Raw genomic sequence first — 23,705 nt, 5'->3', positions numbered from 1 at the left:
GACTGCACCCATGGACAAGGTCAAGAAGATCTTCGGTGGCGACACCCGTCAGCTCGGCATGATCTTCGCCCTCGTGGCGCTGATCATCTTCTTCCAGATCTGGACCGGCGGGCTGACGCTCACGCCGGACAACGTCATCAACATCTTCCAGCAGAACTCCTACATCCTCGTGCTCGCCATCGGCATGGTGCTCGTCATCATCGCCGGCCACATCGACCTCTCCGTCGGCTCCGTCGCGGCGTTCGTCGGCATCTGCGTGGCCATCGCGATGCGCGACTGGGGCCTCAGCTGGTGGATGGGCATCATCTTCGGCCTCGCCATCGGCGCCCTCGTGGGTGCCTGGCAGGGTCTGTGGACGGCCTACGTCGGCATCCCCGCCTTCATCGTGACGCTGTCGGGCATGCTCCTCTTCCGCGGCGCGAACCAGTACGTCGGCAAGTCCAACTCGGTGCCGGTCTCCGAGGACTTCCAGGTCATCGGCGGCGGCTACCTCCCCGAGGTCGGGCCCGACACCGGCTACAACAACCTCACCGTCCTCATCGGCCTGCTGCTCGCCGTCGGGATCGTCGTCGGCAGCCTCCGCAGCCGTCGCGCCCTCGTCAAGCTCGGTGCCGAGGTCGAGGACGCCTGGGTCATGTGGGTGCGGCTCGCCCTCATCTGCGCCGCGATCATCGGTGCGACGCTGCTCTTCGGCTCCGGCCGCCCCGGCACGTCCTTCCCGATCTCCGGCATCATCCTGGCCGTCCTCGTCCTGCTCTACGGCTTCATCTCCAACCGCACCGTGATCGGCCGCCACATCTACGCCGTCGGTGGCAACCGCCACGCGGCCGAGCTGTCCGGCGTGAAGAGCAAGAAGGTCAACTTCCTCGTCATGATGAACATGTCGATCCTGGCGGCACTGGCCGGCATGATCTTCGTGGCGCGCTCGACCGCCTCCGGCCCGTCCGACGGTGTCGGCTGGGAGCTCGACGCCATCGCGGCCGTCTTCATCGGTGGCGCCGCCGTCACCGGCGGTGTCGGCACCGTCGTCGGCTCCATCGTCGGAGGCCTCGTCATGGCCGTGCTCAACAACGGCCTGCAGCTCAAGGGAATCGGCGCCGACGCGACGCAGATGATCAAGGGCCTCGTGCTCCTCGTCGCCGTCGCCTTCGACGTCTACAACAAGTCGCAGGGCCGGGTCTCGCTCCTCGGGATGCTGACCCGCAACTTCCGACGCGGCGGCACCGACGACGACTCGGCCGCCCCGCCCCCGCCGTCCGCGGCCACCGAGACGACCCCCGTCTCCGAGACCATCCGTCAGTCCAGCTGAGCCTGCGGCTCGCCCGACCAGGACCCACCTGAGACCCACCCAAGACCCACCAAAGACCCGGTCAGGGCGCCCGCCCGCGACCGAGATGGATCCGCGCTCCGCCCGGACGCGATGAGAGGAAAGAGAGCACATGCGTACCTTCACCAAGGTGCTGGGCGTCACGGCTGTGGCCGCCCTTGTTCTGACCGGTTGCGGTCGGAGCAGCGACACCGGCACGACGCCGGGCGCATCGAACGGCGGATCCGCTGCGGCGGGCTTCCCCGCCAACGCGGTCATCGGCGTCGCCCTGCCGCAGAAGACGTCGGAGAACTGGGTGCTCGCCGAGCAGCTGTTCAAGGACGGCCTGTCGGCAGCCGGCTTCCAGGGCGACGTGCAGTTCGCCAACGGCGGCGTGTCGGAGCAGCAGAACCAGATCCAGGCCATGGTCACCAAGGGCGCGAAGGTCATCGTCGTCGGCGCCATCGACGGCTCGCAGCTGGGCACCCAGCTCAAGGCCGCCAAGGACGCCGGCGCGACGGTCATCGCCTACGACCGTCTCGTGAAGAACACCGCGGCCGTGGACTACTACGTCGCCTACGACAACTTCAAGGTCGGCGAGCTGCAGGGTCAGGCCCTGCTCGACGGCATGGCCAAGAAGAAGCCGAACGGCCCGTACAACATCGAGCTCTTCGCCGGCTCGCCCGACGACGCGAACGCCCAGGTCTTCTTCGACGGCGCCATGAAGGTGCTCCAGCCGAAGATCGACGACGGCACCCTGAAGGTCGTCTCCGGCCAGAAGGATTTCAACCAGGTCGTCACCCAGGGCTGGAAGGCCGAGAACGCCCAGAAGCGCATGGACACGCTCCTCGCGGCCAACTACACGAGCGCGGCGCTCGACGGCGTCCTGTCGCCCAACGACACGCTGGCCCGCGCGATCATCACGTCGGTCAAGGCGGCCGGCAAGCCCGTGCCGATCGTGACCGGCCAGGACTCCGAGGTCGAGTCGGTCAAGTCGATCATGGCGGGTGAGCAGTACTCCACGATCAACAAGGACACCCGCAACCTCGTCAAGGAGACCATCGCCATGGTCACCGCCCTCCAGAAGGGCCAGGCCCCGACGGTCAACGACACCAAGTCCTACAACAACGGTGTCAAGGTCGTCCCGGCCAACCTGCTTCCCCCGGTCATCGTGACCAAGGAGAACGCAGCCGAGGCCTACGCGAACGACCCGACGCTGGCCCCGCTCACCAAGTGAGCTGAGACCGCCCGGTCAACCGCACTCGGTGAAGGCCCGCCCCGTCCTGGGGCGGGCCTTCGTCGTGCGTGGACGCCGAAGCCGTGCACCACGCGCGAGGCGTAGCGTCGCGCCATGGCGGACGTCTACCTCCACGGTCACCACGCGAGCGTGCTCGCCTCCCACGGCGCGCGTACCGCCGCCGACTCGGCGGCCTACCTGCTCCCCCACCTGCGCGACGGCCTACGCATCCTCGACGTCGGCTGCGGGCCCGGCACCATCACGCTCGACCTCGCCGACGCCGTCGGCCCTTCGGGCGAGGTCGTCGGCATCGAGAACGTCGCCGGGCCCCTCGAGCAGGCTCGCGGCAACGCCGCAGCACGGGGTGACGAGCGCACCCGCTTCGAGCGCGCCGACGTCATGGCACTCCCGTATGCCGCCGCGTCCTTCGACGTCGTCCACGCGCACCAGGTGCTCCAGCACCTCACCGATCCCGTGGGTGCCCTGCGCGAGATGGCTCGGGTCGCGCGCCCCGGCGGCCTCGTCGCGGTGCGCGACGTCGACTACGCCTCGATGGTGTGGCATCCCGCCTCCGAGGCGATGACCCGCTGGCTCGAGCTCTACCGTCGTCTCGCGCGTCTCAACCACGCCGAGCCGGATGCCGGCCGCCACCTCGTCGCCTGGGCGCACGCCGCCGGTCTCTCCCGGCTCACGCCGTCGGCCTCGCTGTGGAGCTACACGACGCCCGAGCAGTGCGCCTGGTGGGGCCGAGCGTGGGCGCGGCGCACGCTCGAGTCGACCTTCGCGACGCAGGCGCTCGAGCGCGGGCTCGCGACGGCCGACGAGCTCGCGGAGATCAGCGCCGCCTGGCAGGACTGGTCGACGCACCCCGACGCGTGGTTCGCGATGACCCACGCCGAGGTCCTCGCCCACGTCTGACACGTCCACTACCCGGGCCACTCCGGAATCCGGTCGCGGTCACCGGGCGTGCTTTGCGAGAGTTGCCGTATGCCGCGCTCCTCCTCCACGTTCACGCTCGTCACCGACGCCGCCGCGGCACGGGCGCGCTTCGCGGACCTCGTGGCGCGCGAACCCGAGGCGCTCAGCGTCATCGCGAGCGTGACGGAGGGTCTCGTCGCCGACCCGAGCCGCTATGCCGGGCCGCGCTGGTGGGCGGTCACTGACGCGTCGGGTGAGGTCGTCGGCGCCGTCATGCACACGCCTCCCCACCCGGTGCACATCGCGCTCGCCACCGTCGACGAGGCGCGTGACCTCGCAGCGCTGCTCGCGGACCAGGGCGTCGCGCTGCCCGGCGTCGGCGGCCAGCGAGGACCGGCCGAGGCGTTCGCCGCCGAGTGGGTCGCGCGCACGGGAGCGACGTCGAGGGTCGCCATGGAGGTGGGTCGCTACGACCTGCCCGCCCGTCCACACGTGCCGTTCGTGGTGAGCGGGTCCTTCCGGCTCGCGGACGGCACCGACATCGAGCTCGTCGACCTCTGGCACCAGCAGTTCGTCGACGCGATCGAGGGCCAGGGTCGGGTCGTCCCGTCGCTCGACCGACACGTCGCGGACGGGCGGGTCGGTCTCTGGGAGGACGCCGGGCGCACGGTGTCGATGGCGTACGCCTCCCCCGCCAGCGGCGGGGTCACCCGCATCTCGGGCGTGTGGACCCCGCCGGAGCTGCGCGGGCGCGGCTACGCGAGCGGCGTCGTGGCAGCCCTCAGTGCCGCCCGTCTCGACGCGGGCGAGGCCTGCATGCTCTACACCGACCTCGCCAACCCCACGTCGAACGCCATCTACGGGGCGATGGGCTACCGCCGCGTCGGTGACAGCATCAGCATCGCCTTCGGTGAGCGAGCCTGACGCCTCAGCGCACCACTCCCCCGGCGCGCAGCGCCGTGCGGATCATCGGCCACTGGAGGGGCAGCCGCGCGACCGTCGCGGCGAGGTAGCCCTGCCGCTTCGCGTCGTCCGGCTTGCGGTCGAGCCGGCGCTTGGCCTGGCCCGTCATCGTGACGTTCGCCGGGAAGACCGCGACGAGGAGGGCTGCGGACGCGAGACCGGCCACGCGGCGCGTGCGAGGGATGAAGAGCCCTACCGCGCAAGCGATCTCGAGGGCGCCGGACGCATACACGAGCGCCCGACGCGACGGCAGCTGCTGCGGCACCATCGCCTCGAAGGGCTCCGGCTTGACGAAGTGCATCGTCCCCGAGGTGAGGAAGAGGCCGGCCAGGGCGATGGCGTCCTTGCCGAGCGGGGCGTTCGTCGCGGTCTTCATGAGCCCACCCTAGGCCGGGCGCCCGGGGACGCTAGAGCAGCACCGTGGTGAACGACCCGACCTCGCGGAAGCCGCAGCGCTCGTACGTCGCCCGGGCCGCGACGTTGAAGTCGTTGACGTAGAGCGACACCTCGTCGGCCAGGCCCGACAGCACCTGCTCGACGACGCTCGCCATCGCGGGCACCGAGAGCCCCTGTCCCCGGAGCCGAGGGTGGAGCCACACGCCCTGGACCTGGGCGCAGCCGAGCGCGAGCGAGCCGACGTCGGCCTTGAAGACGACCTCGCCGTCCTCGACCTTCACGAAGGTGTGGCCGTTGCGGATGAGGGCCGCGATGCTGGCCCGGTAGCCGCGGTCGGAGCCGAAGTAGGGCGGGTAGCCGATCTCCTCGGTGAACATGTGCGCCGCCGCCGGCAGGACGAGGTCGACCTCGTCGAGTCGGGCCGGCCGGACGCCGGGGTCGAGGGTCATGCCGAGAGCCGACGGACGCGTGCGCGTCGTCAGCAGCGGCTGGTGGGTGCGGATGGCGCGAACGGGCCCCCACGTCGGGCCGAGCCGGTCCCACAGGCCGACGACCTGTCCGCTCGGTCCGAAGATCGAGGCGCACTGACGGCGCATCCTGCTGATCCGCGACGCGACGGCCGCGACGCCGTCGTCGTCGAGCTCGACGGGCACGACGTTGGCACTGACCCACGCGAGGCCGCGCAGCTCTCCGTCGCCCCAGTGCCCGAGGAGGGCGCCCGGGGACGTGCGCAGCGATCCCTCGGCGATGCGGGCGGCGACGAAGGCGTTGGCCACCCGGTCACGCGCGCACACCTCGAGGGCGGCGTCGTGGTCGGCCACCGACAGCGGTCGCACGGGGAGGCGTTGGCGGAGCACCTCCCAAGAGTGCCCGCCCGCGGGCCGGGTGTCACCCCGGCGCGCCTCACGAACCCGTCACGACCCGGTGACGGCAGTGCCGGGCCGGCTCTCAGCGTCCGGTGCCGAGGACGGGCCGCTCGAGGTCGGTGTTGTCGAGCACCCAGGTCGCGCGGGCCCGCGGGTCGGCCGCCGCGAGGTAGAGCCGCTGTCCGCCGACGTAGCGGCGGTTCGCCTCCGCCTCCGGGTCAGGGTCGTGGCCCTCTCCGAAGCGGGCGTTGCCGCGTGGCACCGACACGGCGAAGGGCACGTCGACCCACACCGCAGCGTCCCAGACGTCGGCGAGCTCGTGGCGCTGGAGGAAGATCCCGTCGACGAGCAGGACCGTGTCGGGCCTGACAGCCACGGGGTCCGGGTGCACCGGCCGGTCGGCGTCGACGTCGTTGACCGCGGGGGTGACGGGGCGGCCCGCACGAAACGGCTCGATCACCGCGCGCCGGAACGCGGCGTAGTCGTAGGAGTCCTCGTAGAACGTCTCGGGCCCCCGACCCCGCGCGATGCGCTGGGCCCTCGGCCGGTGGAAGCCGTCGATCGAGACCCGGACCACGTCCCTGGCGCCGTCGACCGTCCCGATCACCTCGGCGAGCTGGTCGGCGAGGACCGTCTTGCCGGCGCCGTCGAACCCGTCGACGGCCACGGCCACGCGCTCACCCGGCCGCAGCGCGACGACACGGTCGGCGAGGTCGCGCAGGACGGCATACCGGAGTGACGTGCCGGGCCCTCGCGAGCTCGGGCGTGGCTCGTCCCCGGCTCCACTCGGGGTCGAGGGAACGGGCGGACGCACCTCAGCTGACGGTGACGCTCGGGGCTCCGGCCGACTCCTCGTCGACCGGCTCGCCCATCTCCTCGGCGAGACGCATGGCCTCCTCGATGAGCGTCTCGACGATCTGCGCCTCGGGCACGGTCTTGATGACCTCACCCTTGACGAAGATCTGGCCCTTGCCGTTGCCGGACGCGACGCCGAGGTCGGCCTCCCGGGCCTCCCCCGGGCCGTTGACGACGCAGCCCATGACGGCGACGCGCAGCGGCACGGTCATGCCCTCGAGGCCGGCGGTCACCTGGTCGGCGAGCGTGTAGACGTCGACCTGGGCCCGGCCGCACGACGGGCACGAGACGATCTCGAGCTTGCGCGGGCGCAGGTTGAGGCTCTGGAGGATCTGGATGCCGACCTTGACCTCCTCGACCGGCGGGGCCGAGAGGGAGACGCGGATCGTGTCGCCGATGCCGCGCGAGAGCAGCGCGCCGAAGGCCGTGGCCGACTTGATCGTGCCCTGGAAGGCGGGGCCGGCCTCGGTGACACCGAGGTGCAGGGGCCAATCGCCGCGCTCGGCGAGCAGCTCGTAGGCGCGCACCATGATGACGGGGTCGTTGTGCTTGACCGAGATCTTGAAGTCGTGGAAGTCGTGCTCCTCGAAGAGGCTCGCCTCCCAGACGGCCGACTCGACGAGCGCCTCGGGCGTCGCCTTGCCGTACTTCTCCATGATCCGCTTGTCGAGGCTGCCGGCGTTGACGCCGATGCGGATGGAGACGCCGGCATCCTTGGCCGCGCGCGCGATCTCCTTGACCTGGTCGTCGAACTGGCGGATGTTGCCGGGATTGACGCGCACGGCCGCACAGCCGGCGTCGATGGCCGCGTAGACGTACTTCGGCTGGAAGTGGATGTCGGCGATGACCGGGATCTGGCTCTTGCGGGCGATCGCGGGCAGCGCATCGGCGTCGTCCTGGCTCGGGCAGGCCACGCGCACGATGTCGCAGCCGGAGGCCGTCAGCTCGGCGATCTGCTGGAGCGTCGCGTTGATGTCGGTCGTCGGCGTCGTCGTCATCGACTGCACGGACACCGGGAAGTCGCTCCCGACACCGACCTTGCCGACCTGGATCTGGCGGGTCTGGCGCCGCGGGGCGAGGACCGGTGGGGGCAGGGGCGGCATACCGAGGGAGACGCTCATGTCGCCATTATGTCCCGCCCCACCGGGCCGGGAGCCGGGGAGGTGACACTCCCGGCCCCCAGGGGCCACGACCCGGGCGCGTATGCCGTCCGGCGGGCCCCGGCGCCCGGCGCCGGGGCGTGCCCGGCTCAGCCGAAGAGCTTGATCGGCTTGACGATGTCGGCGTAGATGAGCAGCACCGACATGGTGATGAGCACGAGGCTCATGCCGTAGGCGATGGGCAGCCCCTTGGCGACGTCGACGAAGCCGGGGTCGGGGCGGTGGCGCAGGCGCGCCCAGCCCCGCTTGACGGCCTCCCAGAGGGCCCCGGCGACGTGACCGCCGTCGAGCGGCAGCAGCGGGATGAGGTTGAAGACGAAGAGCGCGAGGTTGAGCGAGGCGATGAGCAGGATCAGCTGGGCGAGCTTGACCCAGTTGCCGCCCTCGTCGGCCGGGATGTCGAGGGCCGCGACCTCGCCGCCGATGCGGCCCACGCCGACGACCGAGATTGGCCCGTTGGGGTCGCGCTCCTGCGTGCCGAAGGCGGCCTGGACGACGCCCGTCATCTTCTCGGGGATCTTGACGATGATCGAGGCGGTGTCGACGAGGCGGTCCCAGACGAAGCCGGGCGCCTGGGCGACCGGGGTGCGGACGAGCTCCTGGCCCGGTGTGATGCCCGCGAAGCCCATCGAGGCGAGGACGGGCTTGCCGTCCTTGGCGACCGGGTTGCCCTGGTCGTCGTAGGTGGCACGCTCGAGGACCGCCGGCGTGATCGAGATGGTGACCTGCTGGCCGCCACGCTCGACGACCCACGACATCGTGGCACCCTTGCTGTCGCGGATGGCCGCGGTCACCTGGTCCCACGTGCTGACCGCCTTTCCGTCGACGGAGAGGATGCGGTCGCGCTCCTGCAGTCCCGCGGCCTTGGCCGGCGCGACGGGGTCGCCGGGCTTGCACTCGGGCTGCGGCACCTGCACCGTCGGGGCGGTCGTCGGCACGCACGCCGAGAGCAGCCCGACCTTGGGGGCCACCTGCGGCAGGCCGTAGAGCGTGATGACGCCGGTGATGAGGACGAACGCGATGATGAGGTTCATGACCGGCCCACCGAGCATGATGACGATCTTCTTGCCGGGGCTCAGCTTGTAGAAGACGCGGTCCTCGTCGCCGGGCTTGACCTCCTCCATCGAGTCCGCGCGCGCCTGGTCGACCATCTGGCTGAAGCGGCCGGTCGAGAGGGTGCGCAGCTCGCCCGGCTTGTCACCGGGGCGCGGCGGGAGCATGCCGATCATGCGGACGTAGCCGCCGAGCGGGATCGCCTTGATGCCGTACTCGGTCTCGCCCCGCTTGCGCGACCAGACCGTCGGGCCGAAGCCGACCATGTACTGGGTCACCTTGACCCCGAACTTCTTGGCCGGCACGAGGTGGCCGATCTCGTGCAGCGCGATGCTGAGCGCCACACCGACGACGACGACCAGGACCCCTAGGAAGAACAGCACCCCTCCATTGTCACATCGACTTCCTGTGATTCCCGCGTGCGGTGACGAGAACCGTGTCATCAGGGACACTGACGCCATGCAGGCGCCGACGCAGCGTGAGTTCCGGGCACTGGCGCGGTCGTCGCCGTGGCTCTTCCGGACGCTGCACTTCACGCACCACCGCGGGCGCGGGCGCGCGGTGGAGGCCTGGCTGTCCCGACCGGGGCGGCTGGCCGTCGTCGACGCGGACGGGCGACGGCATGTCAGCACCGGAGTCCCGTACGCCAGGACGTCCCTGACGCTCGACGGCTCGCAGCCCGGGTGGCGGGTGTCGCCGCCGCAGGACCACGAGCCGCGGTGGCGACCGGACGGACTGGTCGAGCGTCGCCCCGAGTCGTTCGGGGTCGACTACGACGACCCGCTCTGGGGCTCCTACGACTGGGTGGCGATGCTCGACCCGGTCGAGCTCGCGAGCGGCACCCGCCTCACCGACCTCGCCGCGACGGAGCGGCACGGACGCGAGACGTGGTGGGCCGTGGCGGTCGGCGTCGAGGGGTACGAACCGAGGTGCCCGTGCTGCCCCCTGCTCTGGGGCGCCGAGTCGGTGCTCGCCACGGGCAGCCCCGACACCCCCCTGCGGCCTCCGGAGGACTACCCGGAGTGGCTCGTCGGGCTCGATCGGCAGACCGGTGTGGTCGTCTCGTGCGCGCCGGTCGGCGACGCGGGGGCCGAGTCCGGCTTCCACGTCGAGATCCACGAGGTCGACGGGCCGATGTCCGACGAGCTCTTCACGGCGAACTGACCGGGGCCTACCCGGAGATGGTGCGGCGGGCGGCCTCGCGGGCCCAGGCGTCGGCGGCGAGGACGTCGTCGAGCGTGAGGTCGGTGACCCGGGAGGCCGGCTCGGCGGCATACGCGTCCACGACGTGCGCCACGGTGTCGACGATGTCGACGAAGCCGATGCGGCCCTCGTGGAAGGCGTCGACCGCGACCTCGTTGGCGGCGTTGTAGACGGCCGGCCACGTGCCCCCGACCTCCCCCACCCGGCGTGCGAGGGCGACCGCGGGGAAGGCGTCGTCGTCGAGCGGCTCGAACTCCCACGACTGTGCACGCGTCCAGTCGACGGGGACGTCGGCGTCGGCGATGCGCTCGGGCCAGCTCATCCCCAGGGCGATCGGCACGAGCATCCGCGGCGGGCCGGCCTGGGCGATCGTCGAGCCGTCGACGAACTCGACCATCGAGTGGATCATCTGCTGCGGGTGGACGACGACGTCGATGCGGTCGAAGGGGATGTCGAAGAGCAGGTGGGCCTCGATGACCTCGAGCCCCTTGTTGACGAGCGTGGCGGAGTTCGTCGTGATGACGCGGCCCATCGAGAAGTTGGGGTGCGCGAGGGCCTGCTCGGGCGTGACGTCCGCGAGCTCGGCGCGCGACCGGCCGCGGAACGGGCCACCGCTGGCGGTGACGACGAGCCGACGCACCTCGTCGGCGGTGCCCCCGCGCAGGCACTGGGCGATCGCGGAGTGCTCACTGTCGACGGGCACGATCTGGCCGGGGGCCGCGAGCGCCTTGACGAGTGGGCCGCCGATGATGAGCGACTCCTTGTTGGCGAGCGCGAGCGTCGTGCCGGCGCGCAGCGCGGCCAGCGTCGGCTCGAGGCCGATGGCACCCGTGATGCCGTTGACGACGACGTCGGCCTCGCGGGCGGCGAGCGTCGTGCTGGCCTCTGGGCCGACGAGCAGCTCGGGGTCGTATGCCGTCACGCCGGCCGCGTCGCGAGCGCGCGCGAGCGCCGCGGCGAGGTCGTCCTGCGTCCCGCTCGCCACGGCCACGACGGGGACGCGGAGCGCGACGGCCTGCTCTGCGACGAGGTCGAGGTTGGCGCCGGCGGAGAGCCCGACGACCTCGAAGCGGTCGCGGTTGCGCTGGACGAGGTCGATGGCCTGCGTGCCGATCGAGCCGGTCGAGCCGAGCAGGACGATGCGGCGGGGGCGCGCCGAGGTGTCAGTCACCCCGGCATTCTCGCGCAGGCCGCCGTCCCGCGGGTCAGGCGGTCACTCCCCTCGCCCGGAGCAGCTCGTCGCGCTTGAAGGCGTAGGCGACGGCCCAGGTCATGCGCAGGCGGTACATCCGGATGTCGTCGGCCCAGGTCCACGGGCTGCTGCCGTAGTGCGCGGTCCAGTGGGCCTCGACCTCGTCGCGCTCCGGTCCCGGGGGCATGAGGTCGGCGTACCCGTGGCTGAAGAGGGCGAGGTCCTCCCCGTCGACGTGGGCGACGCTGACCGCCGGGCGCGTCTCGAGGTGCTTCGCCTTGGCCGACGTGCCTGCGGTGCTGAACGTCCACGTGCCGTGGAGGAAGTGGCCGTCGAGGGCGCTGATGCGCGGCTCGCCCGCCGCCGTGACGGTGGCCACGGAGAGCACCTTCATGCCGGTGAGCAGCGCGACGAGCTGCTCGGCGGTGAGGGTGCGGTCGTCGTCGATGATGCTGCGCAGGTGGCCGGACGCCCTGGCGTGCGAGGCGTCGAGCAGGTCCTGGAGCGCGGCTGTCTCGTCAGGTGTCTCGAGCATCCTCCGACGCTAGCGCCGAGCGCCGGCGCCGGACCTGATCGTCCTTGCTGTCCTCGCCGGCGACCTCACCACCACGTGGCCTCGCTCGCGGCGTAGAAACCGTCGTCGGTCCACAGCTGCCACGGCCCGACGTCGTAGCCGGCGGCGGGCGCCGCGACGTGCGGGGGCGGGAGCAGGACGCTCGACGGGACGGACGGGCGGGCGCCCGCGGCTGGGGCGGCGCCCGGCGCGGCCGGCGCGGCCGGTGCCGGGCCGAGCGATGCCACGGGTGCGTGGGGCGTCGGCGCGCCGGTCGGGGGCGGGAGGTCCGGCAGCTGCCCCGGCGGCAGGAAGCCGGTGCTCGGGTCACGCTGCGGGGCGACGCCGGCCTCGGCGAGGTTCTTGACGACGGCGAGGCGGGTGGCCATCAGCGCCGCGATCCCGGAGCCGTCGACGACGCGTCCGGGCCCGGCGGGCAGCCAGCCGGTGAAGGTCTCGGTGAGACGGGCGCCGCCCTCGCAGGGCTCGACCGTCGTGACGACGTCGGCCTCGTGGGAGGAGGTCAGGTCCCGCTCGACGGTCCGTCCGGGCTCGGACGCCGGGGCGACGAGCGAGACCGAGCCGGCCCGTCGCCCGTCGTCGTGGCGGTGCACGGCGAGCACGTGCTCGCGTCCGGGCTCGTCGGCGAGCTCGAGGCGCACGAGCTGCTCGAGGGAGGGCTTGAGCAGCTGCTCGGACGTCGGCTGCTCGAGCAGCTCCCGGAGCCGGTCGGGGGCGACGGCGACCTCGATCGAGGCGGTCTCGTGCACGGGCAGGACTCCGGGACCGCCGGCGGTGGCGACGCCGTGTCCGACGAAGCCGCTCACCATCGCGTCCTCGACCGGCCCGTCGGACGTCGGGTCGGTCGTCCGGCTGCGGGGCGTCCCCTCGACGTCGGCCTTGAGCCCGAGCAGTGCCCGCGCCATCCAGGCCCGGGCGAACTCCGCCACGGGGTCGGTGGGCGCGAGGCCGTCGAGCCGCTGGGCGACGACGCAGCCGTCGTCGAGCGGCTCCACCGTCGTCGTCAGGGTGAGCGCCGTCGCGCCGTCCGCCGACCGGGACACGACCTGGACCCCGTGCTCGACGGCGACGACGGTGCTGAGCCCCACCCAGAGCCGGCCGTTGGACCGCCGCCAGACGCCGGCGAACTCGGGCAGCCCGGCAGGGCCCGAGGCCGGCAGGGCGAGCACCCGCACGCAGTCGACGCCGAGCTCGGCCCCCGGCGCGGGGGCGACGAGATGCGGCCAGACCTGCTCGGGTCGGCGCTCGACGAAGACCCGGTGGCCCACGTCGCGCGCCACGACCGCGGGTGGCGGCTCGTCACGCCGACCGCCCCGCTCCCCGAAGAGGCCGCGTAGAAGGCTCACGAGCGGCAGTCTCCCCCAGCGGCGCGCCGCCGTCAGAGGATTCGGCCATTCCCTCCTCGGGCATGATGACGACGTGAAGACGCTCGGCTCGCGCCAGGTCCTCCTCGGCGTGCTCGCCGTGGTCCTCGTCGTGCTGGCCTGGGTCGTCGTGCGCGCCGCACAGGGGCCGGCCACACCCGCCGGGCCCTCGGCCCGCGACACCACGGCGAGCGGGCCGTCCGCCGGCGGCACCGACGCGACCGGCGGGACCGACGGGACCGACCCCGTCTCGGGGCTGCCGTGGGTCGCCGAGTCGGCCCTGCCCACGCAGGCCCCCGAGACGCTGGCCCTGATCCGCGCCGGCGGCCCGTTCCCCTACCCCCGCAGCGACAACCGGACCTTCGCCAACCGCGAGCGCCTGCTGCCACCCCACACGAGCGGCTACTACCGCGAGTTCACCGTCGTCACACCGGGATCCGCTGACCGCGGTGCACGCCGCATCATCACCGGCAACAGCGGCGAGCGATACTGGACCGACGACCACTACGCGTCGTTCAGCCGCATCAGGGAGGGCACGTGACGACGTTCCTGGGCCGGCACAGCGAGGCCGACGACCACATCGCGCAGCTCGTCTGGCTCGGCCACGACGTGCGCGTCGTCTCGGGCGGGGACGACAAGGCCGGAGTGCTCGACGCGTTCGCGTCAGGCCTCGACCTGCCCGACTGGTTCGGGCACAACTGGGACGCCCTGCTCGATGCGCTGCGCGACCTCGACGGCGCGCGAGGGGTCCCCGTCGAGCTCGTCTGGGACCACGCCGCCGCCCTGCGCCAACGTGATCGCGGCGCCTACGACACCGTCGTCGAGATCCTCGAGCAGGTCGCCGACGAGCGCGACGACCTCCACGTCACCGTCATCACCCGCTAGCGGCCGGACCGCAGGGCCGGCGTGTGCCGGCACGCCACCCCGCGCGAGACGGCGCGGGCGCGCGGACGCCACGGGACGGCATACGCCATCGGTGGGACGGCTCAGGAGACGAAGACCCGGTCGTCGATGAGCCGCTCGGTGACCTCCTGGCCCTCCGTGTGGAAGCGGCCGTGCTCGAAGTCCTTGGCGAACTCGAGCTCGACGTGGGCCTTGCCGTGGCGGTTCTTCTCGACGCTGACGACCGACCAGCCGCGGAAGCGCTGGATGTTGCCGAGGTTGTAGACGAGGTGCTCGCGCGAGACGACGTCGACCTTGTCGTTGACGATGAGCACGACGTCGGCCTCGAAGGCGAGCGCCGACGAGCCTCGCAGGTCGTGCGTGCGCATCCGGTGGCCGGCGGCGAGCGCCTCCTTGTCGGCGGCCGAGATGGCGACGACGGGCACGCGCGCGGCAAGCGCGAGGTCCTTGAGCCCCTCGGCGACCGCGGTGATCCGCTCGTCCTCCTCGGCACGGTCGGCGGGCACCTTCTGGATGTAGTCGAGCAGCACGAAGGGCGCCTGGCCCGTGGCCTCGGTGACGCGGTCGACCGTCTCGCCGATCGTGGCGAGCGTCGTCGTCGCGCCGGACGACTCGTGGATCTGGAGCCGGTCGCCGTAGCTGCCGAGCGCCGCGAGGGCGCGCTCGCCGCCGGGGAGGCTGCCGAGGACCGAGCCGAGCGAGCCGCCGTGGTCGGCCGTCTCTAGCGCACGGCGCACGTCGATGACCCCGGCCACCTCGCCCGTGTCGCCCTCGGCGGCCTCCATCGAGATGAGCCGCTCGAGCAGCGTGTGGCTCTCGTGCTCGTAGGACAGGACGAGGGCGCTGGCGCCGGCGGCGACGACGTTGCGGGCCAGCTGGAGCCCGATCGTCGTCTTGCCGTGGCCGGCCGGCCCGCCGAGCAGGACGAGCTCACCGGAGCGGAAGCCGCCGGTCAGGACGGTGTCGAGTGCCGGGAAGCCCGTCGACCAGACGCGGGCCCCGGCCGGGAACCCTCGTCGGAGCACGTCGTCCGTCTCGCTGAGCAGGGCGCCGAGCGGTCGCAGGGATCCCGCGTCGCGGGGGCCGGCTGGTGTCACCATGCGCAGATTGCACCACAGGGTGCCCACGAGCCGGGCCGGTTCGGCGAATGTCCTCAGGGCGCGCGGGCCGCGCCCGACGGCGTCAGAGCGCGATGCCGACGTACTTCGTCTCGAGGTACTCCTCGATGCCCTCGAAGCCGCCCTCACGCCCGACGCCGGACGCCTTGACGCCGCCGAAGGGAGCCGCAGGATTGGAGACGATGCCCTGGTTGACGCCCACCATGCCGTACTCGAGCGCCTCGCTCATCGTGATGGCCCGCGAGAGGTCCCGGGTGAAGAGGTAGGCGACGAGGCCGTACTCGGTGTCGTTGGCGAGGCGGATCGCCTCGGCGTCGGTGCGGAAGGTCGTGACGGGCGCGACGGGACCGAAGATCTCCTCGCGCGCCATGTCGGCGTCGGTCGGCACGTCGGCGAGGACGGTCGGGCTGTAGAACCAGCCGGCGCCCTTCGGTGCCGAGCCGCCGACGAGGACCTTCGCCCCCTTGGCAACGGCGTCGTCGACGAGGGCCGACACCTTGTCACGGGCCTTCTCGTCGACGAGCGGGCCGACGTCGACGCCCTTCTTCGTGCCCTTGCCGAGCGTCAGCGCGCCCATCCGGCGGGCCAGCTTCGCGCTGAACTCGTCGGCCAGCGACTCGTGGACGTAGAAGCGGTTGGCGGCCGTGCACGCCTCGCCCATGTTGCGCATCTTGGCGAGCATCGCGCCGTCGACGGCCTTGTCGACGTCGGCGTCCTCGAAGACGAGGAAGGGCGCGTTGCCGCCGAGCTCCATCGAGACGCGGAGGATGCCCTGCGAGGCCTGCTCCATGAGCGAGCGGCCCACAGGGGTCGAGCCGGTGAAGGTCAGCTTGCGCAGGCGCGGGTCGCGGATGAGCGGCTCCATGACCTCGCCCGTCGTCGCGTGGGTCGTCATGACGACGTTGAGCACGCCGTCGGGCAGCCCGCACTCGCGGAGCAGGTCGGCCAGGGCGAGCATCGTCAGGGGCGTCTGGCTGGCCGGCTTGACGACCATGGTGCAGCCGGCCGCGATGGCCGGGCCGATCTTGCGGGTGCCCATCGCGAGTGGGAAGTTCCACGGCGTGATCATGAGCGTCGGGCCGACGGGCTGCTTCATCGTCATGAGCCGGGTGGCCCCGTTGGGGGCGGTCGACCAACGACCCGAGATGCGCACGGCCTCCTCGGAGAACCACCGGAAGAACTCGGCGCCGTAGGCGACCTCGCCGCGGCTCTCGGCGAGCGTCTTGCCCATCTCGAGCGTCATGAGCATCGCGAACTCCTCCGCGCGCTCGGTGATCTTCTCGTATGCCGCCCGCAGCAGCTCGCCACGGTCGCGCGGCGCCGTGCGGGCCCAGTCGGCCTGCGCCGCCACGGCGGCGTCGAGGGCGGCCCGGCCGTCGGCGACCGAGGCCGCCGCGACGTGGGTCAGCACCCGGCCGCTCGAGGGGTCGTCGACCGCGATGGTCTGCCCGTCGCTGCCGTCGCGCCACCGCCCGCCGATGAGCAGGCCCTTGGGCACCGAGTCGATCACTGACTTCTGCGTCACCGCTGCCATGCCTGAAACCCTATTCCTGTCGTCGTGGCCCGTGTCGGGCCCCTGTCCGTGCGAGTGGGCTCAGCGCTCGTCGATGCCCCACGGAGAGCCGTAGCCCTCGGGCTTCGGCGCCGCGAGCAGGTCGAGGAACGGCACGGCGTCGAACGCCTCGGGGCCGAGCACGCCGGCGCCCTTCCACGTGCCCCGGGCCAGCAGCTCGAGGGCGACGACGGGGTTGACCGCCGTCTGCCACACGACGCACTGGGCGTCGTAGCCCGCCATCGTCTCGGCGTTGTCGACGACGTGGTAGAGGTAGGTCCGTCTCGGCCGACCGTCCGTGCCGGTGCCCGTGACGAAGAGACCCGCGCACGTCTTGCCCGTCATCCGGGGGCCGATCGTCGCGGGGTCCGGCAGGGCCGCAGCGACGACGTCACGGGGCGAGACCTGGACGCCCTTGACCGAGATGGGCTCGGTGCGGTCGAGGCCGAGCGTATTGAGCACCTTGAGGATGGTGATGAACTCGTCGCCGAGGCCGTACTTGAAGGTGACCCGCCTGGCGTCGACCCAGCGCGGCATGAGGAGCACCTCCTCGTGCTCGACGTTGACGCACTCGACCGGCCCGATGCCCTCCGGGAAGTCGAAGACCTCTGGCTCGCTGAAGGGCGCGGTCGTGAACCACCCGCGGTCCTTCTCCCACACGACGGGCGGGTTGAGGCACTCCTCGATCGTCGTCCACATCGAGAAGCTCGGGGCGAAGACCTCGTTGCCGTCGTCGTCGTGGACGACGAGGTTGGCGCCGTCGCGCGTGCCGAGCTCGTCGATCTCGCTGAAGAGGTGGTCGGCGGCGTAGCGGGCGAAGACGTCGGAGAGTCCCGGCTCGACACCGATCCCGACGAGCGCGAGGCGACCGTCGGCCTCCCACTCCCCCGCCACGGCGAACTGCTCGTCGCCGAGCATGACGCCGACCTTCTCGTAGGGCTGCTCGGGATGACGCTGCGACAGGCTCATCGCCATGTCGAGGTAGTCGGCCCCGGCAGCCTTGGCGCCGTTGAAGATCGGCATGTTGAACTTCGGGTCGACGGCGTTGAAGACGTGCGTCGCCGCGTGCTCGCGGGCCAGCGCCGTCACGGCCTCGGCCGACGAGGCGTCGACCCGGGCCGCGACGAAGCGCGACTCCCCCGGGTGGCGTCCGGCGACGGCTGCGACCGTGCGCTCGGCACGCGACACGTCGTAGTCGGCGACGACCCAGCGCTCGAAGAAGCCACGCTCGGCGGCGATGCGCGCGGCGGCGTCACCGACCCCGCCGGAGCCGATCATGAGGACACGCATCGGGGATCAGGCCACCTGTCGGTTGCGTCGGCTGGAGATGAGCTGCCCCGTGAGGACGACCACGAGCGCGAGCAGGAACATCAGCGTCCCGATGACGTAGACCTGCACGGGCACGCCACGGGCCGAGGCCCCCCAGACGTACATCGGGAAGGTGATCGAGCTCGGGCTCGCGTTGAAGTTGGTGATGATGTAGTCGTCGAAGCTCAGCGAGAAGGCGAGCAGGGCGCCTGCCGCGATGCCGGGGGCCGCGAGTGGCAGGGTCACGCGCAGGAAGGTCTGGGCGGGGTTGGCCCCCAGGTCCGCCGCAGCCTCCTCGAGCTTGGGGTCGAGCGTGGCCACCCTGGCCTTGACGGCCACGACGACGAAGGACACGCAGAACATGATGTGCGCGATGAGGATGGCCGTGCGCCCCGACGGCACGCCGAGCATGAGGAAGAGCGTGAGCAGGCTCGATCCCATGACGACCTCGGGGGTGGCCATCGGCATGAAGATCAGCAGGTTCGTCGCCGACCGCCCGCGGAAGCGGTAGCGGCCGAGCGCGAAGGCGATCATCGTCCCGAGCACGGTCGCCGTCAGCGACGCGATGACGCCGATCTGCAGGCTGAGCCCGAGCGACTCGCAGATCCCCTGCGCCCCGCACGGGTTGGTCCAGGCGGCGGTCGAGAACTCGTTGAAGTTGTAGTTGTACTTGCCCTTGGGGTCGTTGAACGAGAAGGCCGCCACGATCACGTTGGGCACGAGCATGTAGATGAGCACCGCGATCGCGGCGAAGGCGATGAGGTGTCGCTTGATCCAGGCCATCAGAGCAGCTCCTCGGTTCCGGCTCGGCGCACGTAGACCGAGACCATGGCGACGATGAGGATGAGCAGGATGAACGACAGCGCGGCGGCCAGCGGGTAGTCGAGCACCCGGAGGAACTGGCTGTCGATGACCGAGCCGATCATCGTCGTCTGGGTGTTGCCGAGCAGGCGGGCGTTGATGAAGTCGCCGGCCGCGGGGATGAAGGTGAGCAGCGTGCCGGCCACGACGCCCGGCAGCGACAGCGGCCACGTGACCTTGCGGAAGGTCTGCCACGGTGAGGCGTAGAGGTCGCCCGCCGCCTCGATGAGCCGTGGGTCGAGGCGCTCGAGCGAGGTGTAGAGCGGCAGGATCATGAAGGGCAGGAAGTTGTAGGTCAGGCCCATGATGACGGCGAACTTCGAGTTGAGGAGCGAGTCGTTGGCCGTGAGGCCCACGGCCTGGAGCAGGTCGGTGATGTGCAGCTTCTGCGCCCACGTCGTGACGAACCAGTCGTCGGAGAGGATCGTGCGCCACGCCAGCGTCCGGATGAGGAAGCTCGTGAAGAACGGCGCGATGACGAGCACGAGCACGAGGTTCTTGTAGCGCCCGGCCTTCTGCGCGATGAAGTACGCCAGGGGGTAGCCGAGCAGGAGGGCGAGCACGGTGGCCGTGCCCGCGTAGAGGAACGAGCGCACGTACTGCGGCCAGTACTGCTTCAGGGCGTCGACGTAGATGCCGACGTTGCCGGTGAAGGTGTAGCCGTCGTCGACGTTGCCCTCCTGGAGCGACTGCGACCCGAGGGTCACCATCGGCAGGACGAAGAAGACGACGAGCCACAGCAGACCGGGCAGCAGCAGGGCGTAGGGCACCCAGTTGCGCCGGCGCCTCGACGGGGGCGCCGCGGAGCCTGTCGAGAGGACGGCCGCCTCAGCCATGGTCGTCCACCAGCTCGGCCCCGGCCTCGGCGTCCTGCGACGCGTCGAGGGCGAAGCCGTGCTGGGCCGCCCACGAGACGGTGACGGTCTCCCCGAGGGCCGCTCGTGCCGTGCCGTCGTTCTGCTGCACGACGATGAGCTCCTGCCCCCAGGGCATCTGCACGGAGTACTGCGTGGCGACGCCGCTGAACGACACGTCGCGCACGATGCCGCGCAGGTGGTTGGGACCGCCCTCCTCGCCGAGGCGCAGCTTCTCGGGTCGCACGCCGAGCCAGACGTCGCGGACGCCGTCGGGCAGGTGCTCACGCGAGACCTCGAGGTCGGCGTCGTGGGCGCGGACCGTGACGACGTGGTCGGTGCCTCCCGGGTTGACCGTGGCCCGCAGCAGGTTGGACTGCCCGAGGAAGTTGGCCACGAACGTCGACCGCGGCTGTTCGTAGAGCGTCGCCGGGTCCCCGAGCTGCTCGAGGCGGCCGGCGTTCATCACCGCGATGGAGTCGGCCATGGTCATGGCCTCCTCCTGGTCGTGGGTGACGTGGATGAAGGTCAGCCCGACCTCCTGCTGGATGCGCTTGAGCTCGATCTGCATCTGCCGGCGCAGCTTGAGGTCGAGTGCGCCGAGCGGCTCGTCGAGGAGCAGGACGTCCGGCCGGTTGACCAGCGCACGGGCGAGTGCCACGCGCTGCTGCATGCCGCCCGAGAGCTGGGTCGGCTTCTTGCTCGCCACCTGTCCCAGCTGCACGAGCTCGAGCACCTCGTTGGCCTTGGCCTTGGCGTCCTTGTCACCACGCCGCCGCAGCCCGAACATCACGTTGTCGAGCACGCTCATGTGCGGGAAGAGCGCGTAGCTCTGGAAGACCGTGTTGACGTTGCGCTGGTAGGCCTTGGTGTCGGTGATGTCGGCGTCGCCGATGCGGATGCGCCCGTCGGTGGGCTCCTCGAGACCCGCGATCATCCGCAGCGTCGTCGTCTTGCCGCAGCCCGACGGCCCCAGCAGGGCGAAGAACGAGCCCTGCGGGACGGTCAGGTCGAGCGGGTGGACGGCCGTGAAGGTGGCGAAGGACTTCGTGAGGGCGACAAGGCTGAGGTCACCCTTCCCCTGCTGCTCGCTCATGCCGTCGTCAGCGCGGAGAAGAGCTTGTTGTACTTCGTCTCCTCGACCGTGCTGAGGCCGCGGAAGACCTGCGCCCGCGACAGCACGTCGGCCGTCGGCACGATGAGCGGGTTCTTGCCGAGCTCGGGGTCGATCTTCACCAGCTCCTCCGCCGTGCCCTTGACCGGGGCGATGTAGTTGACGAAGGCGGCGACCTGCGCCATGACGGCCGGGTCGTAGTAGTAGTCGATGAGCTTCTCGGCGTTCTTCTTGTGCTTGGCGAGCGCCGGGATGACGAAGTTGTCGGACCAGAGCGTGAAGCCCTTCTCCGGCAGGGCGTACTGGATGTTCGGGTCGTCGAACTGGAGCTGGACGACGTCGCCGGTCCAGGCCACGCAGGCGGCGATGTCGCCCTTGGCGAGACCCTCGGTGTACTCGTTGCCGGTGAACCGGAGGATCTGCCCGGAGTCCTTGGCCTGCTGGATCATGTCGATCGCGGCCTGGAAGTCGGCGTCCGTGAACGAGTCGATCTTCTTGCCCTGCTCCATCATCACGAGGCCCACGGTGTCGCGCATCTCGGTGAGCAGGGTGACCTTGCCCTTGAGGGCAGGGTCGGTGAGCAGCTGGGTGATCGACTCGATCTTCTTGCCGCCGGTCGCCTTGAGGTTGTAGCCGATCCCGGCGAAGCCGCTCTGCCACGGGAGCGAGTAGAGCCGGCCCGGGTCGAACTCGACGTTCTTCAGGGAGTCGTCCAGGTTGCCGGCGTTCGGGATGTTGGCGAGGTCGAGCTTCTGGACGTAGCCCTGGCGGATGAGTCGGGCGACCATCCAGTCGGTGCTGCACCAGACGTCACGGCCGGTGTCCTTGCCGCCCTCGAGGAGCGGGCGCACCTTGGCGTAGAACTCGTCGTTGTCGAGGTAGTCCTCGGTGTAGGTGACCTTGATGCCGGTCTTCTTCTGGAAGGCGTCGAGTGTCGGACGCGACTTGCCGTCGTCGCTCGTGTCGATGTACTCGGTCCAGTTCGACCAGTTGACGACCTTCTCGGTGTCGGACATGTCCTGCGCGGCCGCCGCCGTCTTGGCGGGTGCGACGGTCCCGGACGCGCCGCCGCCGGTCGCGGGGTTCTTGCCGGCCGAGCCGCAGGCCGCGAGGAAGGCGGCAGCGCTCACACCGGCGGCGCCCATCATCGCCGAACGACGGCTGACGAGACCGCGCGCTAGCGCCGCGCGGAAGACCGGGTTGTCCGTGTCGAAGGACTTGTCGTTCATGGGTTCGTCTCCAGGGGTTTCGTGGGGGTCGGTTGGAGGGATCAGCGCTGACCCGAGATGGTGGTGCTCTGGGATGCCGTGTCCGACAGACGAGCTCGCGCCGCCCGCAGTGGACGGCGCGAGGCTCAGGAGTCGATGTTGGCCATGACGTGCTTGATGCGGGTGTAGTCCTCGAGGCCGTACATGGACAGGTCCTTGCCGTAGCCGCTGTGCTTGAAACCCCCGTGCGGCATCTCGGCGACGACCGGGATGTGGGTGTTGATCCAGACGCACCCGAAGTCGAGCCGCTTGCTCATGCGCATGGCCTTGCCGAAGTCCCGCGTCCACACCGACGACGCGAGGCCGTACTGCACACCGTTGGCCCAGGCGAGCGCCTCGGCCTCGTCGGTGAACTGCTGCACCGTGATGACCGGACCGAAGATCTCGTTCTGGATCTGCTCGTCGTCCTGACGGAGGCCGGCGAGCACGGTGGGCTCGAAGAAGTAGCCCTCGCCGAGGCCCTCGGCGCGGCGGCCGCCGGCCTCGATGCGGGCGTGGTCGGGCAGGCGGTCGATCATGCCTCCGACGTGGGCGACCTGGTTCGGGTTGTTGACGGGGCCGAAGAGGGCGTCGGGGTCGTCCGGCATGCCGACCTTGGCCGAGCCCCTGGCGTACTCGGCGAGCGCGGCGACGAAGTCGTCGTGGATGCGCGGGCCCGCGAGGACGCGGGTCGCGGCGGTGCAGTCCTGGCCGGCGTTGAAGTAGCCGCCGATGGCGATGCCCTCGACGGCGGCCTCGATGTCGGCGTCGTCGAAGACGATGACCGGCGCCTTGCCACCGAGCTCGAGGTGGACGCGCTTGAGGTCGCGCGACGCGCTCTCGGCGACCTGCATGCCGGCGCGCACCGAGCCGGTGATGGCGACGAGGGCCGGCGTGGGGTGCTCCACGAGCATGCGGCCGGTCTCGCGGTCACCGGTGATGACGTTGAAGGTGCCCTCGGGCAGGAACTCCGAGGCGAGCTCGGCGAGGAGCAGGGTCGTCTCGGGCGTCGTGTCCGAGGGCTTGAGGACGATGGTGTTGCCTGCGGCGAGCGCCGGGGCGATCTTCCACATCGCCATCATCATCGGGTAGTTCCACGGCGTCACCTGGCCGACGACGCCGATCGGCTCGCGACGCACGAAGGACGTGTGGCCCTTCATGTACTCCCCCGCCGACTTGCCCTCGAGCACCCGGGCGGCACCGGCGAAGAAGCGCAGCTGGTCGAGCATCGGAGGGATCTCCTCGCTCTGCGTCAGCGCGTGCGGCTTGCCGGTGTTCTCGCCCTCGAGGCGGATGAAGTCGTCGGCCCGGGCCTCGATGGCGTCGGCGAACTTCAGCAGGGCGGCCTGCCGCTCGCCCGGGGTCGTGTCACCCCACGTCTCGAACGCGGTGGCCGCGGCGGCATACGCCCGGTCGACGTCCGCCTGGGCGCTGACGGGGGCCGTGGCCACGACCTGCGCGGTGGACGGGTCGACGATGTCGGTCGTCGCGTCGCCGTCGGGGTCGACGTACTGGCCACCGATGAAGTTGCGGAGCTGGCGCGGCTGCGAAGTCATGCGGGAATGCTAAACACATACCTTCGCAATCGTGAAGACTTGTCGAGATAAATCTTCGGAATCAGTTGTGCGGGGACTTGCCAACAGCGTGTTCCACAGGTCAGT

23 protein-coding genes are annotated in these 23,705 nt (G+C 71.1%); 7 read left to right on the top strand and 16 right to left on the bottom strand.

From position 1 onward, the window contains the following. Positions 1–10 precede the first annotated feature (10 nt). The 4 genes from mmsB (at position 11) to ACSQ2D_RS07895 (ending at position 4,385) form a co-directional block, all read left to right on the top strand. The gene (gene mmsB / locus ACSQ2D_RS07910; RefSeq protein WP_435985412.1) at positions 11–1,309 is read left to right on the top strand and encodes a multiple monosaccharide ABC transporter permease; all 1,299 of its coding nucleotides are present in this window, start codon (positions 11–13) and stop codon (positions 1,307–1,309) included. 130 nt (positions 1,310–1,439) lie between these two features. Beyond that, positions 1,440–2,543 carry a substrate-binding domain-containing protein gene (locus ACSQ2D_RS07905; RefSeq protein ID WP_435985411.1) on the top strand — a complete coding sequence of 368 codons (1,104 nt, stop codon included), beginning with the start codon at positions 1,440–1,442 and terminating at the stop codon, positions 2,541–2,543. 114 nt (positions 2,544–2,657) lie between these two features. Beyond that, positions 2,658–3,461 (top strand): methyltransferase domain-containing protein, encoded by an 804-nt coding sequence (locus ACSQ2D_RS07900; RefSeq protein ID WP_435985410.1) that lies wholly within the window; start codon positions 2,658–2,660, stop codon positions 3,459–3,461. 69 nt (positions 3,462–3,530) lie between these two features. Further along, positions 3,531–4,385, top strand: a complete 855-nt coding sequence (locus ACSQ2D_RS07895) for a GNAT family N-acetyltransferase (protein WP_435985409.1) — start codon at positions 3,531–3,533, stop codon at positions 4,383–4,385. A gap of 4 nt (positions 4,386–4,389) precedes the next feature. Here ACSQ2D_RS07895 and ACSQ2D_RS07890 read toward each other — a convergent pair whose 3' ends face one another. The 5 genes from ACSQ2D_RS07890 to ACSQ2D_RS07870 all read right to left on the bottom strand — a co-directional run bounded on the left by ACSQ2D_RS07890 (position 4,390) and on the right by ACSQ2D_RS07870 (position 9,137). Beyond that, on the bottom strand, positions 4,390–4,800 hold the full coding sequence (locus ACSQ2D_RS07890; RefSeq protein ID WP_435985408.1) for a DoxX family protein: 411 nt from the start codon (positions 4,798–4,800) through the stop codon (positions 4,390–4,392). Positions 4,801–4,831: 31 nt separating this feature from the next. Next, positions 4,832–5,677: a GNAT family N-acetyltransferase gene (locus tag ACSQ2D_RS07885; protein ID WP_435985407.1), complete on the bottom strand. Its 846-nt coding sequence runs from the start codon at positions 5,675–5,677 to the stop codon at positions 4,832–4,834. Between the two features lie 91 nt (positions 5,678–5,768). Beyond that, positions 5,769–6,500 carry a uridine kinase gene (locus tag ACSQ2D_RS07880; RefSeq protein ID WP_435985406.1) on the bottom strand — a complete coding sequence of 244 codons (732 nt, stop codon included), beginning with the start codon at positions 6,498–6,500 and terminating at the stop codon, positions 5,769–5,771. Between the two features lies 1 nt (position 6,501). After that, the gene (gene ispG / locus ACSQ2D_RS07875) at positions 6,502–7,662 is read right to left on the bottom strand and encodes a flavodoxin-dependent (E)-4-hydroxy-3-methylbut-2-enyl-diphosphate synthase (protein ID WP_026863740.1); all 1,161 of its coding nucleotides are present in this window, start codon (positions 7,660–7,662) and stop codon (positions 6,502–6,504) included. Positions 7,663–7,790: 128 nt separating this feature from the next. After that, on the bottom strand, positions 7,791–9,137 hold the full coding sequence (locus tag ACSQ2D_RS07870) for a M50 family metallopeptidase (protein WP_435985405.1): 1,347 nt from the start codon (positions 9,135–9,137) through the stop codon (positions 7,791–7,793). A gap of 76 nt (positions 9,138–9,213) precedes the next feature. Here ACSQ2D_RS07870 and ACSQ2D_RS07865 point away from each other — a divergent pair, with 76 nt between their 5' ends. Next, positions 9,214–9,918, top strand: a complete 705-nt coding sequence (locus ACSQ2D_RS07865; RefSeq protein WP_435985404.1) for a hypothetical protein — start codon at positions 9,214–9,216, stop codon at positions 9,916–9,918. A 7-nt stretch (positions 9,919–9,925) separates the two neighbouring features. Here ACSQ2D_RS07865 and dxr read toward each other — a convergent pair whose 3' ends face one another. The 3 genes from dxr to ACSQ2D_RS07850 all read right to left on the bottom strand — a co-directional run bounded on the left by dxr (position 9,926) and on the right by ACSQ2D_RS07850 (position 13,069). Further along, positions 9,926–11,128 (bottom strand): 1-deoxy-D-xylulose-5-phosphate reductoisomerase, encoded by a 1,203-nt coding sequence (gene dxr, locus ACSQ2D_RS07860; RefSeq protein ID WP_435985403.1) that lies wholly within the window; start codon positions 11,126–11,128, stop codon positions 9,926–9,928. Between the two features lie 34 nt (positions 11,129–11,162). Continuing rightward, on the bottom strand, positions 11,163–11,684 hold the full coding sequence (locus ACSQ2D_RS07855) for a pyridoxamine 5'-phosphate oxidase family protein (protein ID WP_435985402.1): 522 nt from the start codon (positions 11,682–11,684) through the stop codon (positions 11,163–11,165). Between the two features lie 65 nt (positions 11,685–11,749). After that, a complete protein-coding gene (locus ACSQ2D_RS07850) occupies positions 11,750–13,069 on the bottom strand; it encodes a hypothetical protein (RefSeq protein WP_435985401.1) in 1,320 nt (439 codons plus the stop codon). Between the two features lie 73 nt (positions 13,070–13,142). Here ACSQ2D_RS07850 and ACSQ2D_RS07845 point away from each other — a divergent pair, with 73 nt between their 5' ends. Continuing rightward, the gene (locus ACSQ2D_RS07845; RefSeq protein ID WP_435985400.1) at positions 13,143–13,628 is read left to right on the top strand and encodes a ribonuclease domain-containing protein; all 486 of its coding nucleotides are present in this window, start codon (positions 13,143–13,145) and stop codon (positions 13,626–13,628) included. Then, positions 13,625–13,972: a barstar family protein gene (locus ACSQ2D_RS07840; protein ID WP_435985399.1), complete on the top strand. Its 348-nt coding sequence runs from the start codon at positions 13,625–13,627 to the stop codon at positions 13,970–13,972. Before ACSQ2D_RS07845 ends, ACSQ2D_RS07840 begins: the two co-directional genes overlap by 4 nt. A gap of 101 nt (positions 13,973–14,073) precedes the next feature. Here ACSQ2D_RS07840 and ACSQ2D_RS07835 read toward each other — a convergent pair whose 3' ends face one another. The 8 genes from ACSQ2D_RS07835 to ACSQ2D_RS07800 all read right to left on the bottom strand — a co-directional run bounded on the left by ACSQ2D_RS07835 (position 14,074) and on the right by ACSQ2D_RS07800 (position 23,600). Beyond that, positions 14,074–15,090, bottom strand: a complete 1,017-nt coding sequence (locus tag ACSQ2D_RS07835) for a DnaB-like helicase C-terminal domain-containing protein (RefSeq protein WP_435985398.1) — start codon at positions 15,088–15,090, stop codon at positions 14,074–14,076. An 82-nt stretch (positions 15,091–15,172) separates the two neighbouring features. Further along, positions 15,173–16,642, bottom strand: coding sequence for an NAD-dependent succinate-semialdehyde dehydrogenase (locus tag ACSQ2D_RS07830; RefSeq protein WP_435985397.1), 1,470 nt, complete (start codon positions 16,640–16,642; stop codon positions 15,173–15,175). 60 nt (positions 16,643–16,702) lie between these two features. Next, the gene (locus ACSQ2D_RS07825; protein ID WP_435985396.1) at positions 16,703–17,950 is read right to left on the bottom strand and encodes a saccharopine dehydrogenase family protein; all 1,248 of its coding nucleotides are present in this window, start codon (positions 17,948–17,950) and stop codon (positions 16,703–16,705) included. 6 nt (positions 17,951–17,956) lie between these two features. Continuing rightward, on the bottom strand, positions 17,957–18,751 hold the full coding sequence (locus tag ACSQ2D_RS07820) for an ABC transporter permease (RefSeq protein WP_435985395.1): 795 nt from the start codon (positions 18,749–18,751) through the stop codon (positions 17,957–17,959). Beyond that, on the bottom strand, positions 18,751–19,665 hold the full coding sequence (locus ACSQ2D_RS07815; RefSeq protein WP_435985394.1) for an ABC transporter permease: 915 nt from the start codon (positions 19,663–19,665) through the stop codon (positions 18,751–18,753). The genes ACSQ2D_RS07820 and ACSQ2D_RS07815 overlap by 1 nt, the downstream gene beginning before the upstream one ends. After that, positions 19,658–20,779 carry an ABC transporter ATP-binding protein gene (locus ACSQ2D_RS07810; RefSeq protein WP_435985393.1) on the bottom strand — a complete coding sequence of 374 codons (1,122 nt, stop codon included), beginning with the start codon at positions 20,777–20,779 and terminating at the stop codon, positions 19,658–19,660. Before ACSQ2D_RS07810 ends, ACSQ2D_RS07815 begins: the two co-directional genes overlap by 8 nt. After that, entirely contained in the window at positions 20,776–22,026 is a 1,251-nt protein-coding gene (locus tag ACSQ2D_RS07805) for a polyamine ABC transporter substrate-binding protein (RefSeq protein ID WP_435985392.1), read from the bottom strand. Before ACSQ2D_RS07805 ends, ACSQ2D_RS07810 begins: the two co-directional genes overlap by 4 nt. Before the next feature lie 125 nt (positions 22,027–22,151). Continuing rightward, a complete protein-coding gene (locus tag ACSQ2D_RS07800) occupies positions 22,152–23,600 on the bottom strand; it encodes a gamma-aminobutyraldehyde dehydrogenase (RefSeq protein WP_435985391.1) in 1,449 nt (482 codons plus the stop codon). Positions 23,601–23,705 lie beyond the last annotated feature (105 nt).

The sequence above is a fragment of the Terrabacter sp. LjRoot27 genome (assembly GCF_964254175.1).
Taxonomy (GTDB): domain Bacteria; phylum Actinomycetota; class Actinomycetes; order Actinomycetales; family Dermatophilaceae; genus Terrabacter.
Note: the sequence above shows the minus strand (reverse complement) of the source record. Positions and strands in the feature narration are given on the sequence as shown.